Origin of the sequence: Vreelandella venusta, from assembly GCF_044809155.1 — a bacterium.
Lineage (GTDB): Bacteria > Pseudomonadota > Gammaproteobacteria > Pseudomonadales > Halomonadaceae > Vreelandella > Vreelandella venusta_B.
Map to the genome: position 1 here is coordinate 3,610,794 of NZ_CP085241.1, position 14,642 is coordinate 3,625,435.

At 49.8% G+C, this 14,642-nt stretch carries 17 protein-coding genes; 5 read left to right on the top strand and 12 right to left on the bottom strand.

What is annotated here, in order from left to right:
* Positions 1–116 precede the first annotated feature (116 nt).
* The gene (locus tag LG301_RS16730; RefSeq protein WP_404472311.1) at positions 117–386 is read left to right on the top strand and encodes a hypothetical protein; all 270 of its coding nucleotides are present in this window, start codon (positions 117–119) and stop codon (positions 384–386) included.
* Between the two features lie 57 nt (positions 387–443).
* Here LG301_RS16730 and LG301_RS16735 read toward each other — a convergent pair whose 3' ends face one another.
* The 8 genes from LG301_RS16735 to LG301_RS16770 form a co-directional block, all read right to left on the bottom strand.
* Positions 444–1,226, bottom strand: a complete 783-nt coding sequence (locus tag LG301_RS16735; protein ID WP_404472313.1) for a curlin subunit CsgB — start codon at positions 1,224–1,226, stop codon at positions 444–446.
* A gap of 56 nt (positions 1,227–1,282) precedes the next feature.
* Positions 1,283–1,867: a hypothetical protein gene (locus LG301_RS16740; RefSeq protein ID WP_404472315.1), complete on the bottom strand. Its 585-nt coding sequence runs from the start codon at positions 1,865–1,867 to the stop codon at positions 1,283–1,285.
* Positions 1,868–2,159: 292 nt separating this feature from the next.
* On the bottom strand, positions 2,160–2,990 hold the full coding sequence (locus tag LG301_RS16745) for a hypothetical protein (RefSeq protein WP_404472316.1): 831 nt from the start codon (positions 2,988–2,990) through the stop codon (positions 2,160–2,162).
* A gap of 62 nt (positions 2,991–3,052) precedes the next feature.
* A complete protein-coding gene (locus tag LG301_RS16750) occupies positions 3,053–3,604 on the bottom strand; it encodes a hypothetical protein (protein ID WP_404472318.1) in 552 nt (183 codons plus the stop codon).
* A gap of 322 nt (positions 3,605–3,926) precedes the next feature.
* Positions 3,927–4,757 (bottom strand): CsgG/HfaB family protein, encoded by an 831-nt coding sequence (locus LG301_RS16755; protein ID WP_404472320.1) that lies wholly within the window; start codon positions 4,755–4,757, stop codon positions 3,927–3,929.
* 54 nt (positions 4,758–4,811) lie between these two features.
* On the bottom strand, positions 4,812–5,228 hold the full coding sequence (locus tag LG301_RS16760; protein ID WP_404472322.1) for a curli assembly protein CsgF: 417 nt from the start codon (positions 5,226–5,228) through the stop codon (positions 4,812–4,814).
* Positions 5,228–5,743: a CsgE family curli-type amyloid fiber assembly protein gene (locus LG301_RS16765; protein WP_404472324.1), complete on the bottom strand. Its 516-nt coding sequence runs from the start codon at positions 5,741–5,743 to the stop codon at positions 5,228–5,230. The genes LG301_RS16760 and LG301_RS16765 overlap by 1 nt, the downstream gene beginning before the upstream one ends.
* 46 nt (positions 5,744–5,789) lie before the next feature.
* Entirely contained in the window at positions 5,790–6,482 is a 693-nt protein-coding gene (locus LG301_RS16770; RefSeq protein WP_404472325.1) for a LuxR C-terminal-related transcriptional regulator, read from the bottom strand.
* Positions 6,483–6,764: 282 nt separating this feature from the next.
* On the opposite strand from LG301_RS16770, the gene rdgB reads away from it, so the two are divergent.
* The 4 genes from rdgB to LG301_RS16790 all read left to right on the top strand — a co-directional run bounded on the left by rdgB (position 6,765) and on the right by LG301_RS16790 (position 10,247).
* Positions 6,765–7,373, top strand: coding sequence for an RdgB/HAM1 family non-canonical purine NTP pyrophosphatase (gene rdgB, locus LG301_RS16775; protein ID WP_404472327.1), 609 nt, complete (start codon positions 6,765–6,767; stop codon positions 7,371–7,373).
* Positions 7,366–8,535 carry a radical SAM family heme chaperone HemW gene (gene hemW / locus LG301_RS16780; RefSeq protein WP_404472329.1) on the top strand — a complete coding sequence of 390 codons (1,170 nt, stop codon included), beginning with the start codon at positions 7,366–7,368 and terminating at the stop codon, positions 8,533–8,535. The genes rdgB and hemW overlap by 8 nt, the downstream gene beginning before the upstream one ends.
* Positions 8,536–8,582: 47 nt before the next feature.
* Complete coding sequence (locus tag LG301_RS16785; RefSeq protein ID WP_404472331.1) at positions 8,583–9,257, top strand: OmpA family protein; 675 nt, start codon at positions 8,583–8,585, stop codon at positions 9,255–9,257.
* 144 nt (positions 9,258–9,401) lie between these two features.
* On the top strand, positions 9,402–10,247 hold the full coding sequence (locus LG301_RS16790) for a 23S rRNA (adenine(2030)-N(6))-methyltransferase RlmJ (protein ID WP_404472333.1): 846 nt from the start codon (positions 9,402–9,404) through the stop codon (positions 10,245–10,247).
* 14 nt (positions 10,248–10,261) lie between these two features.
* Here the strand turns inward: LG301_RS16790 and mnmE are convergent, their stop codons facing one another.
* From mnmE to rpmH, 4 genes are all read right to left on the bottom strand, one after another.
* Positions 10,262–11,632: a tRNA uridine-5-carboxymethylaminomethyl(34) synthesis GTPase MnmE gene (gene mnmE, locus LG301_RS16795; RefSeq protein ID WP_404472334.1), complete on the bottom strand. Its 1,371-nt coding sequence runs from the start codon at positions 11,630–11,632 to the stop codon at positions 10,262–10,264.
* A 121-nt stretch (positions 11,633–11,753) separates the two neighbouring features.
* Positions 11,754–13,442 (bottom strand): membrane protein insertase YidC, encoded by a 1,689-nt coding sequence (yidC, locus tag LG301_RS16800; protein ID WP_404472336.1) that lies wholly within the window; start codon positions 13,440–13,442, stop codon positions 11,754–11,756.
* A gap of 115 nt (positions 13,443–13,557) precedes the next feature.
* Positions 13,558–13,959 carry a ribonuclease P protein component gene (gene rnpA / locus LG301_RS16805; protein ID WP_263066552.1) on the bottom strand — a complete coding sequence of 134 codons (402 nt, stop codon included), beginning with the start codon at positions 13,957–13,959 and terminating at the stop codon, positions 13,558–13,560.
* Positions 13,960–13,972: 13 nt separating this feature from the next.
* Positions 13,973–14,107 carry a 50S ribosomal protein L34 gene (gene rpmH, locus LG301_RS16810; protein ID WP_009723348.1) on the bottom strand — a complete coding sequence of 45 codons (135 nt, stop codon included), beginning with the start codon at positions 14,105–14,107 and terminating at the stop codon, positions 13,973–13,975.
* Between the last annotated feature and the right edge of the window lie 535 nt (positions 14,108–14,642).

Sequence of the window (14,642 nt, forward strand, 5' to 3'; positions counted from 1 at the left end):
AGGCAAGCATGAAAGGGCAAACGGCTTGGCACTATAGATTGTTCAATTACGCACTTTTAACCGCTGTGACCACCCTGGGTGTACCGTTAGGCGCAGCCGCTGCACAGGAGCATGCTATGACACAGATTCACATCACAATGAGTGGCTCGCCAGGCGCTGAATTTTCCGCCGAATGGCGTATTACGCGCGAAGGTGAAACAACCGAGCACATCGAAAAGCAGGGCACCGTGCCCGCGGAGTACACGTTTGAAGGAACCACCCTGGAGGGAACAGTAAAGCTGCTGACCGACGATGAGCGTCTTGACGTTGATATTGTAAAAGGCACCAACCGCTCGCGTTCTTCTACCCAAGGCAAAGGCGGCACATTAACCATTATGGTGCGCTGAAACGAAAAAACCGCCCCGTAAGGGGCGGATTATATCTAGATAGTAGCGTCCTAGGGTTTAGTGTCCTTGGCTCACAGAGTTGTAGTTATTATTACCTACTGTTTTAATTTGTGAGAAGTGCTGGCCACTTGCACCGAAGTCACCACTTTGAGTTACGTTGTAGTTGTTACCCGAACCGCTGGTACGAACAAAGGAGTCGTGACCATAGCCGCTTTGAGTAATAACATAGTTGTTATCATTACCATGAGCGATAATGTCACTGTCTAGTTCATCCCCCATTTGGTTGGTAGACGAGTAGTTACTATTGCCATTAAAGAGGACATAGCTGTCATTTAACTTACCGTGCTGATTGACTTCGCTGCTATTGTCATTGCCATCGTGCTTGACCCATGAGTCGTTTAACTCACCGCTTTGATCGATATTTGCGTAGTTACGGTTACCTTCTTGATAGACTTTAGAGTCATTATACTTACCAAGCTGCGCAACCGACGCATAGTTATTGTTTCCATCCTGGTCAACTAAAGAGTAGTGTTGACCTGGGGATGTTAGTGCTTGCCCCACAACATCATCTTGATTAATGCTGGTGCCGTTGTTGTTGCCATTCTGTTGAATGCGCGAAATTTGGGTACCCCATTGTACTACTGCGTTATTGTTATTATTCCCCGTTTGATTGATGAAAGAATCACTGCCGACAGGGTTACCATCGTAGCCAGGACCAGCCATGCCGTTGATGGTATTCCTAGAGCTATTGAAGCTAGAGTCAGGCATTGTTTGTGCCAGTGCAGCGGCGCTCATGGTGAAAGCAATAGCGGCAGCAATAGTAGTTAGTTGAGTTTTCATGATATTTCCCCTTTTCGATTTACTTGCTTAGTTATAACTGAGGCAACTTGTGTTGCTCAGTAGGTATCGATAGTGACTGGTGAAGCATTACCCGAGTAAGACTGTTGCTCGACGTTAATACTGCGATAGCCACTCCCCGATTGTGAAATGTTGACGTTTGCATCAAGCCCATACTGAGTGACTTGAGCTTCGAATTGATTACCTGTCTGGGTAATAGTGGCCTCTAATCGATTACCGTCCTGGTATATAAGGCCAATATTTTGTGAGCCTTCTTGATTAATTGAGGCGTTATTTAAATTTCCGCTTTGGTAGATAGACGAAAAATTAGCGTTACCTTGAATGACTCGATTTTGATTAACGGTGCTTGTGTTTCTATCACCTATTTGTTTGATGAGTGACATATTACCGCTTGATGCTGGAATTTTGATGTCACTATTTAGCAGTGAATTTTCACTCTTATTAATATGGGTATATGCCGTTTTCTCATTCACACCGGGATTAATAATCTGATCATCCTGCGCCAATGATGAAATTGAAAACACGGCGGCGACGACTCCCAGCGATAAAAGCGACACTTTCCGAGTAATCTTTGGTATGTTGATGCTTGTCAAAGCGCTGGAGCGTTGTTGATAAATCTTCATGTTAACTGCCTTTGCGTTTTGTATTTTTATGTAACGTTTCGTTGAGTTGAGTATGGAATATCCTCATGGCATTACCATGATGCTTTTAATTGAAATTGAAGCTTAAAAACCCCATTTTCTTAAATTTCAAAAAAATGAGGTTTCTCATATGGAGTGTTTAGTTTTTTAATGGTGGGGCTGGCGATAGGCGTTGATAAGTTGATGAAAGGTCAAGTCAGCAGGAAAAAGCATAAAAAAACCGCCCCGTAGGGCGGTTTTGACACAAGATATGTTGCAAAAATATTACTATGCTTCACCACTGATTGGTAACGGCAGTATTGTTTCCAGCGTTACCTGTTTGGGAATGCACAGCGCCTCCTTGCGTATGACCCATCTGACGGATCATTGAGAAGTTACTAGGACCAGTTTGACTAACTTCAGCATAATGTCCCTGGCTACCCCTACTATCTTGATAAATAAAGGAGGAGCTAAGATCTGCGTAGTTTTGAGTAACGTCAGCGACGTTGTCATTGCCATATTGCCCAACGAAGCTCCATGTTTGAGAAGTATTATTTGTCTGCATGATCGTTGCAGTGTTGTCATCCCCACGTTGATGGATAATAGAGTCGCTGCTTGCTGTGTTATCGATTTGATCGACTTCTGCTCTATTATTATTACCACGCTGATCCACGAAAGAATCGTTTAGATATCCAATTTGGGTTACAATTGCTGTATTCCCAGTGTGAGTTGATCCTTCTTGTTTAATGATAGACTCATTGGTACCACCGGCGTTATTGGTTGCATTTTTTTGTAAAACAGTAGCTTCATCAGCATAACCGGACTGTTGAATTAGCGAGTACTGAGGGCCATCATGTTGGTTAACAAGAGCACTAGCATAGCTGCCACTCTGTTGGACTTTAGAGTACTGAGTATTTGCATCGGCGTTTGCATGGTTGACGTGCTTTTCAAAACCATCCATACCTTCTCTGATTGTCTCTTGGGCACTAAAAGTACTCGCAGAGGGAGAGTGGCTGGTAGTGTCATTATCTGGATTGTCCCAGTCACGTGGATCCGCTTGCACCATAGTAGAAAAACTGGCTGTTAAAGCGACGGCTGCAGCGAGTGCGGTGAGTTGCATTTTCATGGTGTTTCCCCTTTGTTTTCGACCATCTTGCTTTGGTGATCACTGAGGTAGCGGAATGCTGCTCAGTGTTTCTCGACGAAGACCGGCTGTGCATTGCCCGAATACGCGTGGTGTTCGACGCTAATGCTGCGCGGGTCGCTCCCCGATTGTGAAATCTGTACTTCGCTTGAACTGCCAAACTGGCGGATATCGGCTGCAAAGGCGCGGTTATCGTTTAGTTGGTTGATGGTAGCCTTGTGCCCGTTTCCTTCTTGCCAAATAACAGCGCTGTGTCCGCTTCCTTGCTGAAAGATATCTGCGTTATTCCGGTTGCCGTATTGATAAATAAAAGCAAAGTTTCTTGCTTGAAAGTTAGCCGATTGAGACTGTGCAGTAGTCGCGCTGTTATTGCTGCCTATTTGTTGAATAATACTGGCATTGCTTATGTCGCCGTACTGATTTAGCTGCTCTTGCTGCTGTTCAATATGTTGAGTGATTCTTGCTTTTTCTAGCAGCGCTTGTTCAATCTCGTTAGCGTTTACTGGCGCTATTGTAAATAGGCAAGCAGCTAAAAATATAAAAAAACAGAGCTGCTTTTTAGCGCGAGTAAAAAAATGACAGCCATAAGTAGTCACTTAAAACCTCCAAAAGAAACATGTTGTTTCTGTTTGTTACATGCACTCATTCTGGACGCTAAGCGTTTTTTTGCTATAAGAAGTTTTTCGGGTTTAATGTTTTTAAAAATAATGTTCTTTAATGGGTAAGCGATTATTTATATCGCTATGAGGCAATCATCAATATGATTGAGAAAATGATATAGATGAAAAAATAATAATTAGAAGAATATGAAAATAGCTTTTAAATTCAGTAAATTATTGTTAATTAAAAGGTCGTTAACGAAAAAAAAGGTCATGCAAAAGCATGACCTTCAAGGTTCCCTTGAGGAATTAAATAGCGTTACAGCAGCGGTACCGGTGCATTTAAATAATCCGCCAATATGGTTTCGTTGAAATTGACATCGCTGGGCAGGTTCCAAAGCCGATTTTCTACCCCTTGTGCAATCAAATGAATGACCGACGACTCGATGGCTGACATCACCGCCATCTGTACGGGCTCGTTGGTTGTAATACCGGCTTCTGCTTCTAGTAGACGACTGAAGTCGATAAAGCGGTAGACACCGGCACGCAGCTCCTTGGAGTAGATAGTCTTCGTAGTTGTTACGTTCGCTAGCACCTCGCCGGAAGAAATTTCTACCGCCCGGAGGTTTACAGTCACTTGGTCTACTTGATACTGACCTGAGGCGCCGATACCGAAATATTCAACCCCCGCCCCTCCGGTACGTATGTTGGACTCATAAGCGATGATCCCCCCTTCCAACATAACAGACGCTGCGCGCAGGGATGGCAGCGTATCGGGCTGGCCAAAGCGTTCAAACTCTGCGCGAATGATGCGGCGCTCGGTCAGCAAGTTTTGTAAGCCGACACGCTCAAGAGGAATAAACCACCCCGAGTCGGCAAGGGCTCCGGTGAGCATTGCTGCGGCCCCTTGTGTAACGGCGGTGGAGAACGTACTAGCCGGGGCTGGACGGTATTGACCTGTTTGATCCCGGAAGTCATACACGGATACAAAGATACGCCCTGCTGGTGGTGGTAGCGATATAAGATCTTGGTAGGCAGCCCCCCTGGGCGTAAGGGTAGCGGGTGCCCCCTCCAAATTTTCTGAGGTGGCGATAGTACCGGCGCAGCCACTTAGCCAGAATGCTAATATCCCAACGATGATAATTCTCATGGGTGTCCCCTTGTTTTATTGCGTTTAATTTTTTGGATGGTCGAATCACTTGCTTCAAGGGTTAAATAAGCCGCCAACATTGATGGTGGTAACGTCGCCAGTGAGCTTGTCTACTACTTGGACGGTAAGCTGACCACCGTCATCTCTGACCACGACGCCGAATTCATCGCTATCAAAACTGCCCTCTCCGGCTTCGCCCCTTCCCACATCGCTGATGAGCTGTGAAATGAGTCGGCTTTCCAGGCTTTGTACCAAGCGTTGGGTAGACGAAATAGGTTGGGAGCGTCGTGCATCTGGGTCGGTGTTGGTGTCCTGTGCCTGGGCTTTACCTAGTAAGTAGCTGCCGACAAACGGGTCACCGCCAAAAGAGGGGTTGAGCGGTTGATAGATCAGTTCGCCAGCCTGAGCAGCGGGGGATAGCGCTAATGCGAGTAGCGCTGTTGCTGCGCTTATGTTTCTTAGCTTTTTCATTAGAATAACTCCTCTCTTCCCAAGTCTTTGTCGGAGGTAATAGCGGAAGCCAGCTGTTGCTGGAGAAGTGCTTCCTCGACGATTTGTACAGCCTCCCCAGCCACCTGATCCGCTTCGCTAATCCTGGGAGAGAGCTGTGTTCTGAAGTACATCCGGTTGCCTTGCATAATCCATACTTGGCTGCCCCAACGTGCGTCAGGACGCTCTTGAATGGTGAGCGTGGCATTGCCTATCAATACGTTTCCCATTGCCTGCTGGCTAAAGGCGCGATAAAACGTTTTGCCTGCCATCGTGATGGTTCGATCAACCATTATTCCGGTCAGCTCGCTACTGCCGTTAGCGCGGCTCTGAATTTCTGGGCCATCAGAGCTTGATAGCTGATTAATAGCATCGACAGCATCTTGTTCATTCTCTGCCAGCGATTCGGCAGGAGGGGCGGGCTCGTTAGCGAGCACCCAGGACGTTGGTGAGAACGCTAGAAACCATGTGAGTAAAAAGACATACAATAGCGGCATGGTAAGTAACTCTTTTTTAGTAATTTTTTAACGATTGGCTTAACGGCTAACGGTGCCGTTTTAAGCTTCTTGCGGTATCGATATTAGGCAAAATGGGGCCTAGGTTTTGATGTATCCAATTAAGTGCTTGAATTCGGTTATGCACGTTTATTTTTCGGAAAATGTTGTAAAGGTGCGATTTAACGGTGTGTTCACTTACAAACAGCTTGTCAGCTATTTGCTGATTAGATGAGCCGGCACTTAATAAAGAGATAATTTCCATTTCACGATTCGTAAGGCCGCACGCTGGTCGGAAGGCGTTACTTTGGTACTTGCGATAAAAAAGGATGAGCTTAGCCATCAGGTCTCGTGACATCCAAAGGTCTCCCTCCATCAGCGCATGGATACCCTTACAAATCACTTCGAGGCTTTCGTTACGATAAAACACGCCTTTCAACTGAGCGCAGGAGAGCGCTTCTAATGCGTGATCCATATCGTGGATGTTGAACGCAGCAAGGGGGACTTTTGCGAGCGTTTCGGTCAACGCATCTTGCCAATCCGGCAGTGCCTCGATACTGATGTGGTCACTGTCGATGAGAATCAGCATGCGTTCGGCGGTGACGGCGGGAAGCGCGATTCCTGGAGAGTAAATACTGACGTCACAGCCCGTATGCTCATGTAGATAATCAGCAAACAGCTGAGACTGTGGGCTTTTTTCGGTGATGATGTACACCAAATCATCGGTCTTTTCCTGCGACATTGTGAAATCCTCATAGATAGAAAGAGTGAGCTGTGGCTCACTCAAGTGTTGCCTATAAGATACATTTCGTAAAGTTTTGTTATTAGAGTTGTGGTAAAAATAAACGTCATATACTTATTTCTTTTGTTTATATTTATTTTAGTCAATTGTTTTTAATGGAAATATGATGAGTAAATTTATTTATAAGGCTCGCCTTCATCGATACATTGAGTAACATTTTGTTGGCTTCTGATGAGAATTCGATAGGCGTAGACTGAGCATCTCTTGTTTGGAGATTTACCTATGTCAACGCTTACTCCCCTGGTGTTAGCCAGCGGTAATGATGGAAAGCTTAAAGAGTTCAACCAGTTACTGATGCCACTCGGGTTTGATGTCCGCCCTCAGGCAGAATTTGGTGTATGCGATGTGGAAGAGACAGGGCTTACGTTTGTCGAAAATGCACTGCTAAAAGCGCGAGAGGCGAGCCGCGTCAGTGGGTTACCCGCATTGGCCGATGATTCTGGCTTAGAAGTTGATGCACTCCACGGGGCACCGGGGATCTACTCAGCGCGTTACGCTGGGGAACCTAAAAGCGATCAACGAAATAATGCAAAGCTGCTTAAAGCACTGAGTGAGTGTGCGGAGGGGCAGAGAACCGGTCGCTACTGGTGCGTGCTGGTCTATTTGCGCCATGCTGAAGACCCTGTTCCTGTTATTGTTCAACGCAGTTGGGAGGGTGAGATTCTTGCCCATCCACGAGGGGAAGGCGGCTTTGGTTACGATCCGCTTTTTTGGTTACCTGACCAGGGGATGAGTGTGGCTGAGCTACCGAGTGAAACCAAAAATCGTTTGAGTCATCGAGGTCGCGCGCTACAGAGTTTAGTGGACCTTTTGAAGGTGGCGCATGGCTGAGCCATTACCTCCGCTCTCGCTATACATCCATACGCCATGGTGCGTGCGCAAGTGTCCCTATTGCGACTTTAACTCGCATGAGCCTGAGCGCAGTGAGCTGCCAGAGACCGCCTATTTAGGCGCACTTCTGAAAGATCTTGATGGAGATCTTACCCTGGCGGCAGGGCGAACGATTGAGACGATCTTTATTGGAGGGGGGACGCCTAGCTTGCTATCGCCAGCGTTTTACAGCGAACTATTTAGTGCAATACGCCAACGCTTACCCTTTGCTGCCGATATTGAAATTACCCTTGAAGCCAATCCTGGGACAACCGAGCAAGGGCGTTTTATTGGCTATCGAGAAGCGGGTATTAACCGTTTATCGTTAGGCGTGCAAAGTTTCCATGCTACGCAGCTCGAAGCGTTGGGGCGTATTCATAGTGGCCAAGAAGCGCTACAAGCGGTCGAGCAGGCCCGTAAAGCGGGGTTTGATAATCTTAATATTGATTTGATGCATGGGTTGCCTCAGCAAACGCCTGCACAAGCACTGGAAGATATAGAGCAAGCCCTGGCGCTCTCACCCGAGCATCTCTCTTGGTATCAGCTGACCCTTGAACCTAATACTGCCTTCTTTTCTCACCCTCCGACACTCCCTGAAGAGGAAGCGCTTTGGGATATCCAGGAAGCGGGTCACCAGCAGCTTGAGCAAGCAGGCTTACATCGCTATGAGATATCAGCCTACGCAAAGCCTCACCAGCAAAGCCGGCACAATCTTAATTACTGGCAGTTTGGCGACTATCTTGGCATCGGGGCGGGGGCTCACGGTAAGCTGACGACCATTGATCAAGAGGGGAAGTGGCATATAGAACGGCGTTGGAAAACACGTCAACCAGACGCCTACTTGCGCCGTGCCAATGACCTCCGTGGCTTTATTGCAGGCAAGCAGCTCATCCATATGGATGAACTGCCGCTTGAATTTGCAATGAACGCGCTGCGCTTAACCGATGGAGTCGCCATGGATAAATGGACACGCCATACCGGGCAGCCTGAGGCAGTGTTACTTAAGCGCTTACAAAGTGCCCATGAAAAAGGACTTTTAATGGAAATGCCTGAAAATCTGCGTGCTTCACCTCAAGGTCTATTATTCTTGAATGAGTTGCTGGCATTAATAAGTAATGAGTGATCAGCGATACAGAAAGCAACTACCCTGAAGACAACAAGGAGTGAGCGATGCGTATTTCTCGACTACTGACCCCATTAGCGGCTGCTATTTTGGTGGCTGGTTGTGCTACTACTGACCCTTACAGCGGGCAAACGCAGCGCTCCAGTACCGCGATGGGGTCGGGTATCGGTGCTGCTGTGGGCGCTGCAGCCGGTGCACTCTCCGGCGATGGAAGTACCAGTCGCCGTGATCGTGCCCTCATCGGTGCGGCCGTGGGTGCCGCTGCAGGTGCAGGCATTGGCGTTTACATGGATCGCCAAGAGCGGCAGCTACGAGAAAACCTACAAGGGTCACGGATCGAAATTGACCGTCGCGGCGATGATATCGTGCTGAATATGCCAAGTGGTGTAACGTTTGGCTTTGACTCAGCGGATCTTACTAGCGAAGCGCGTAGTGCACTCAACGAAGTAGCTAGCGTATTAACCCAGTATCAAGACACGCGCGTTAATATTGCAGGCCACACGGATAGCGTAGGGGACCCTAACTACAACCAGCGCCTTTCTGAGCGTCGTGCTCAGGCGGTGGGTAGCTATCTAGGTCAAAACGGCGTTTCTTCTATGCGTCTTAACATCCGGGGTTACGGTGCGACCCAGCCTGTGGCGAGCAACGATACCGATCAAGGCCGTGCTCAGAACCGTCGGGTTGAAATTACCCTCACCCCCACGGGTGATGGCCAAGGCTAACCAACCATTATCGAGTTAAGCGCTTCTAGACCAGGTTTTTCCATATCGCCGGTTGATGAGAACGCTCTAACTTCGGTATTGCTGATAAAAGCCCGCTATGCTGATATAGCGGGCTTTTTTTCGATTCACTGCTAGCGAGCTGCCATGCTGTCTTATCAACACGCCTACCATGCGGGCAATTTTGCCGATATACATAAGCATCTTACGCTTTACGCGGTTACCGATTATTTATTACGTAAAAAAACAGCCATTACATATGTGGATACTCATGCCGGTAGAGGACTCTATCCGCTTGCTACAAAAGAGACACAGCGGCTACAAGAGTATCGCGAAGGCGTTTGGCCGCTGTGGCAAGCGCGCCGTGATCTAAACAGTGTGCTGTTGAACGCTTGGATGGAAGCGCTGGTTAATGCTCAGCCGGAAGCGGACGAACTAACCCACTACCCTGGATCGCCGTGGTGGCTATCCCAGCCGCTGCGGGAACAGGATCGACTCAAGCTTTATGAGCTGCACCCTGGGGAACATGGGCATCTGGAGGGCCAAGCGTTTCCCAAGCGGGCCCAGCGAATTTATGGTGACGGTTTGGCAGGGCTGAGAGGGTTGGTGCCGGTGTCTACTCCACGGCTATGCGCACTGATCGACCCCAGCTATGAGCGTAAAACGGAGTATCAAGAAGTGGTCGAGACGGTCGCGCATACGATGGCAAAAGTGCGCCACGCCGTGGTGATGATTTGGTATCCGCTGTTGCCCGCAGGCCACCATCACACCCTTTTAACCGGCTTAGAAGAGAGCGGAATTCGTAAAATTTGGCGCAGTGAGCTGCTGCTACGCCAACCTAACCAGCAAGGCCACGGAATGTATGGCAGCGGCATGCTTGTCATTAACCCACCCTGGGGTTTGAATGAGCACTTAGCCGCTGCCATGGCACACATAACGCCGCTGTTAGGCAATGAGAGCCGCTACCATGCGGGTTGGCTGGTAGAGGAGTAGCGGCTGGGTGGGCGTTACTTACCGATGCAGAAGCTGCCGAAAATTTCGCCAAGCAGATCATCAGCGCTGAACTCGCCGGTAATTTCTCCCAGCGCCTGCTGGGCATCGCGTAGGTCTTCAGCAAGCAGCTCACCGGCGCCGTAGCCATCTAGCTGAGCGCGCCCGGTCTCTAGCGCGCCCATGGCGCGGTCTAAAGCATCCAAATGACGGCGACGTGCCGAAAAACGCCCTTCGGTAGTGGTCGAGAAGCCCATCACCTCTTTAAGGTGAGTTTTTAAACTATCCACACCTGCTCCGGTTTTTGCTGACAAGCGCAGCGTTGGAGTGGCTGTGGATAAATCAATTCCTGCCGGTTCAGCGCTGGTATCAATCTTATTACGCACCAGCGTTAATCGCGTTTGATCGGGAAGCCGTGCCACAAACTCCGGCCAAATGGTCATCGGGTCGGTGGCCGCGGTGGTGGTTGCATCCACAAGCAGTAGGACTCGATCAGCTTTTTCGATCTCTTCCCAGGCCCTGGCCACGCCAATCTTCTCCACCGCATCCGGGGTGTCGCGTAATCCGGCAGTATCAATGATATGCAGCGGCATACCGTCAATGTGTATGTGTTCACGCAGCACATCGCGAGTGGTGCCGGCGATATCTGTCACAATGGCGGTATTCTGCTCGGTCAGTGCGTTTAGCAGGCTGGACTTACCCGCATTGGGGCGCCCGGCGATAACCACGCTCATGCCCTCGCGTAGCAAAGCCCCTTGGCCGGCTGCTTTACGTACATCGGCTAACGCTTGCTGTACGCCCGCCAAGTGCTGGGCAACATGGCCGTCGGCAAGGAAGTCGATCTCTTCTTCCGGAAAATCAATGGCGGCTTCTACGTATACGCGTAGTTCAATAAGCCGCTGTACCAGGGCCGAGACGCGGCTTGAAAACTCCCCTTGTAGCGACCTTACGGCGTTTTCAGCAGCCGAACGTGACGAGGCATCAATCAGGTCGGCAATGGCTTCGGCTTGGGCGAGGTCCAGCTTATCGTTCAAAAAAGCGCGCTCGGAAAATTCGCCAGGACGAGCCAGGCGAGCTCCTAGCTGAAGGCAGCGCTCCAGCAGCATATCCATAATGATCGGCCCGCCATGCCCTTGAAGCTCCAGCACATCTTCACCGGTGAAGGAGTGTGGGCCATTGAAGAGTAGGGCAATCCCCTCATCAATGGTGCCCTGAGCGCTTTTAAATGGCCCGTAATGGGCGTGGCGCGGGGCTGGGCAGTGGCCGAGTATGGCAGAGGCGATATCACGGCAGGCAGGGCCAGATACGCGGATAATGCCCACACCACCTCGGCCAGGGGGGGTTGCCAAGGCAGTAATAGTGTCTTGAGTATAGAGTCGGTCGGCCATGGCGGTTTCCGTTGCTGATAGAAGATGGCGAATTGGAAAGTAGTCAGGCGTTTATGCCTAAGTGTCGCCTAAAACGCCAGACCCCCGCTAGGGCGGGGGTCTGGTGGCATTGGAAGGTGCGTTACTTGGTTCGCATCCCTTTCCCTACGCTGGGGTCGTTCTCGATATTGCGCGTAATCACATACTGCTGTGCGACCGAGATAATGTTGTTGACTACCCAGTAGATGACCAAACCAGCCGGGAACCACAGGAAGAAGAAGGTGAAGATAATCGGTAGCATCTTCATAATCTTCGCCTGCATGGGGTCTGGCGGTGTGGGGTTCAGCATTTGCTGAACGAACATCGAAATACCCATCAAAATGGGCAAAATGAAGAATGGGTCTTTAACCGAGAGATCCTGGATCCAGAACATGAACGGTGCGTGGCGAAGCTCAACGGATTCCAGCAGCATCCAGTAAAGCGCGATAAATACCGGCATCTGTACCAGAATCGGCAAACAGCCACCCAGCGGGTTGATCTTCTCTTTCTGGTAGAACTTCATCATCTCTTGAGACATTTTCTGGCGGTCGTCGCCATACATCTCTTTGAGACGCTGCATCTCTGGGCCCAGTTTGCGCATACGCGCCATGGACTTGTAGGCCTTGGCAGAGAGCGGGAAGAGCACCAGCTTCACCAGCACGGTCAGCAGAACAATCGACCAGCCCCAGTTACCGACGATGTCGTGGATCTTATCCAGCAGCCAGAACAGCGGGTTGGCAATGAACCAAAGCCAGCCATAATCCACGGTGAGCTTAAGGTTCGGTGCGACTTGCTCAAGGTAGTCTTGAACTTTCGGACCCATGTAGAGCGTAGCGCTCAGCGTAGCTTCCCCTTCCGCGGCAACGTTAGTTGTCGGGCCTGCAAAGGCAGCCACATTACGACCGCGAGAATCCGTGGTGGCGTAATAGAGGTTCTGTTGATTTTGCGGGGGTGCCCAGGCTGACACGAAGTAGTGCTGGATAATGGCTACCCAGCCGCCTTGTGCTTCGCGGTTTTCAAACTGGCTACTCTGAATATCGTCAAAATCGATTTTGTCGTAGCGAGTTTCCGGTGTTGAGTAAGCTGCCCCTAGATAGGAGTTCATACCCATGGCGACACCGCTAGACGGGTCAGGGCTGTTATCGCGTGCTAGTTGACCAATAAAGCGTGCACTGACGGGCGCATCGGTATTGTTGGCTAAGTAGTAACTAACATCGACCGCATAATTTCCGCGCTCAAAAGAGAGTCGTTTAATGACGTCAACGTCGTTCACATTGGCGGTGAGGTCAATAGTGAGCTGCTCTTCATCATCACCCAGGCGGTATTCATTACGCTCGGGAGTGAAGGCAATGCGACTGGCTTGGCCGTCCAACTGTAGGCCTGAGCGAGCCACATAGCTGCGCGTGGCATTATCTGACAGCAACACATAGTTGCGATCGGAATCCAGCGTCAGCTTATGCTGCGGCAAGGCGGCATAGACAATGTCGCCGCCGTGCGGATCAATACGCACGTCGAGAACGTCGGTGGTCACGGCGATAAAGTCGCGGCTTGCCGTCTCGCTTTCAGACGCATCCTGCATGCCATCGCCGATTGCGTTTTGGGGTGCCGACGTGCTGGGCACCGCCAAATCATCGCCATTGGCAGGATCGCTTGGCGAATCGCCGTTGCTACTTTGCGTAATTTCAGGCGCTGAATCGTAGGAGATCTGCCCGTAATCCTGATTCCACTGGACTACCAGTAGGTAGGCAAGTACAGCCAGTGGAATCAGTAATAGAAGTCGTTTTACGTCCATGAGGGTTCTGCCCGATGGGTGGTGAACATGCTAATGGCGCAGTGTCATTTACTCGACCCATGACACACGAAAGCCTGCCAGGCGGCAGGCCGAGGTCGAGCGGCGAGGTGTGTCGTCAAGCGTCACGTGTTACGCCATCAAGCGGGGGAGTTGAAGACACCGCCTGTGCGTCACGCTGAAGTCGTTTCCACATGCCGTGTAGCTGGCGGTGTAGCGTCTCATTATCGATATCCTGCACACCACGCTTAGCCAGAATCACGATATCCACAGAGGGTAAGTGGTCTTGGCGAAGCCGGGCAGATTCTCTAACAAGGCGCTTAAAGCGGTTGCGATCGACAGCGCGTTTCACATTTTTTTTGCTGACCACTAGGCCAATGCGGGGGTGTCCCCGGGTACTTAAGCGTGCTAACGCCATCATACCTTTGCCATGAACCTTTAGGTCTGCCTGTTCAAACACGTGACTAAAATCCCCAGCGGTTAGCAAACGTAAGCACCGGGGAAAGCCTTGATGCAGCACACGCAATCCGAGATCAGGCGCTCAGACGCTTGCGGCCTTTGGCGCGGCGGCGTGCGATAACGGCACGGCCGTTTTTGGTTGCCATACGAGCACGGAAGCCATGCGCGCGCTTGCGCTTGAGAACGCTAGGTTGAAAAGTGCGTTTCATAACTCGTTATTCCCACGTGGTTTTAGGACGGAAAGTGAATTCCAAAGAACCCGGTCCAGTGAGGAACTAGCCGGGTAGATTCAATTCAAGACCGGAAATTGTAGAGACTTCCCGCCGCCGGTGCAATTTTTCCTTGCATAAAAAGCGTGAAAAAGGCAATGGCCCTGCCATCTTGGTGTCGTTTCTGTTTGGCAGTCACTGCACTATTATTACTAATTAAGTTATTTAAAACTTGCTGTTATTAATAGTGGGGATACTAATTGTGGATAAGTTGCTTTAAGTTATTTTTATCAACACATTAAAATGATAAAAAATCTGTGCATAACCCTCAAATAACGGCCTTATAAACTGTTAATTAGATGTGATTAGAAACCTTGGAAGTGGCCTTTCTTCCTTTTATCCCGTGACCGTCACAAGGTTTTCCTCGTAGCTTACGAAAAGTTGTCCACAGGCTAAAAAGAGGCGCCACCTCGTGTGGATAACCGTCTCGTTGGGCGCTACAATGGTCGGCCGTTTTCAACCGATGGTGAGATGA

Coding starts and splice junctions, on each gene's coding strand:
- LG301_RS16730 (WP_404472311.1), top strand. CDS start 117: ATGACACAGATTCACATCACAATGAGTGGCTCGCCAGGCGCTGAATTT.
- LG301_RS16735 (WP_404472313.1), bottom strand. CDS start 1,226: ATGAAAACTCAACTAACTACTATTGCTGCCGCTATTGCTTTCACCATG.
- LG301_RS16740 (WP_404472315.1), bottom strand. CDS start 1,867: ATGAAGATTTATCAACAACGCTCCAGCGCTTTGACAAGCATCAACATA.
- LG301_RS16745 (WP_404472316.1), bottom strand. CDS start 2,990: ATGAAAATGCAACTCACCGCACTCGCTGCAGCCGTCGCTTTAACAGCC.
- LG301_RS16755 (WP_404472320.1), bottom strand. CDS start 4,757: ATGAGAATTATCATCGTTGGGATATTAGCATTCTGGCTAAGTGGCTGC.
- LG301_RS16760 (WP_404472322.1), bottom strand. CDS start 5,228: ATGAAAAAGCTAAGAAACATAAGCGCAGCAACAGCGCTACTCGCATTA.
- LG301_RS16765 (WP_404472324.1), bottom strand. CDS start 5,743: ATGCCGCTATTGTATGTCTTTTTACTCACATGGTTTCTAGCGTTCTCA.
- LG301_RS16770 (WP_404472325.1), bottom strand. CDS start 6,482: ATGTCGCAGGAAAAGACCGATGATTTGGTGTACATCATCACCGAAAAA.
- rdgB (WP_404472327.1), top strand. CDS start 6,765: ATGTCAACGCTTACTCCCCTGGTGTTAGCCAGCGGTAATGATGGAAAG.
- hemW (WP_404472329.1), top strand. CDS start 7,366: ATGGCTGAGCCATTACCTCCGCTCTCGCTATACATCCATACGCCATGG.
- LG301_RS16785 (WP_404472331.1), top strand. CDS start 8,583: ATGCGTATTTCTCGACTACTGACCCCATTAGCGGCTGCTATTTTGGTG.
- LG301_RS16790 (WP_404472333.1), top strand. CDS start 9,402: ATGCTGTCTTATCAACACGCCTACCATGCGGGCAATTTTGCCGATATA.
- mnmE (WP_404472334.1), bottom strand. CDS start 11,632: ATGGCCGACCGACTCTATACTCAAGACACTATTACTGCCTTGGCAACC.
- yidC (WP_404472336.1), bottom strand. CDS start 13,442: ATGGACGTAAAACGACTTCTATTACTGATTCCACTGGCTGTACTTGCC.
- rpmH (WP_009723348.1), bottom strand. CDS start 14,107: ATGAAACGCACTTTTCAACCTAGCGTTCTCAAGCGCAAGCGCGCGCAT.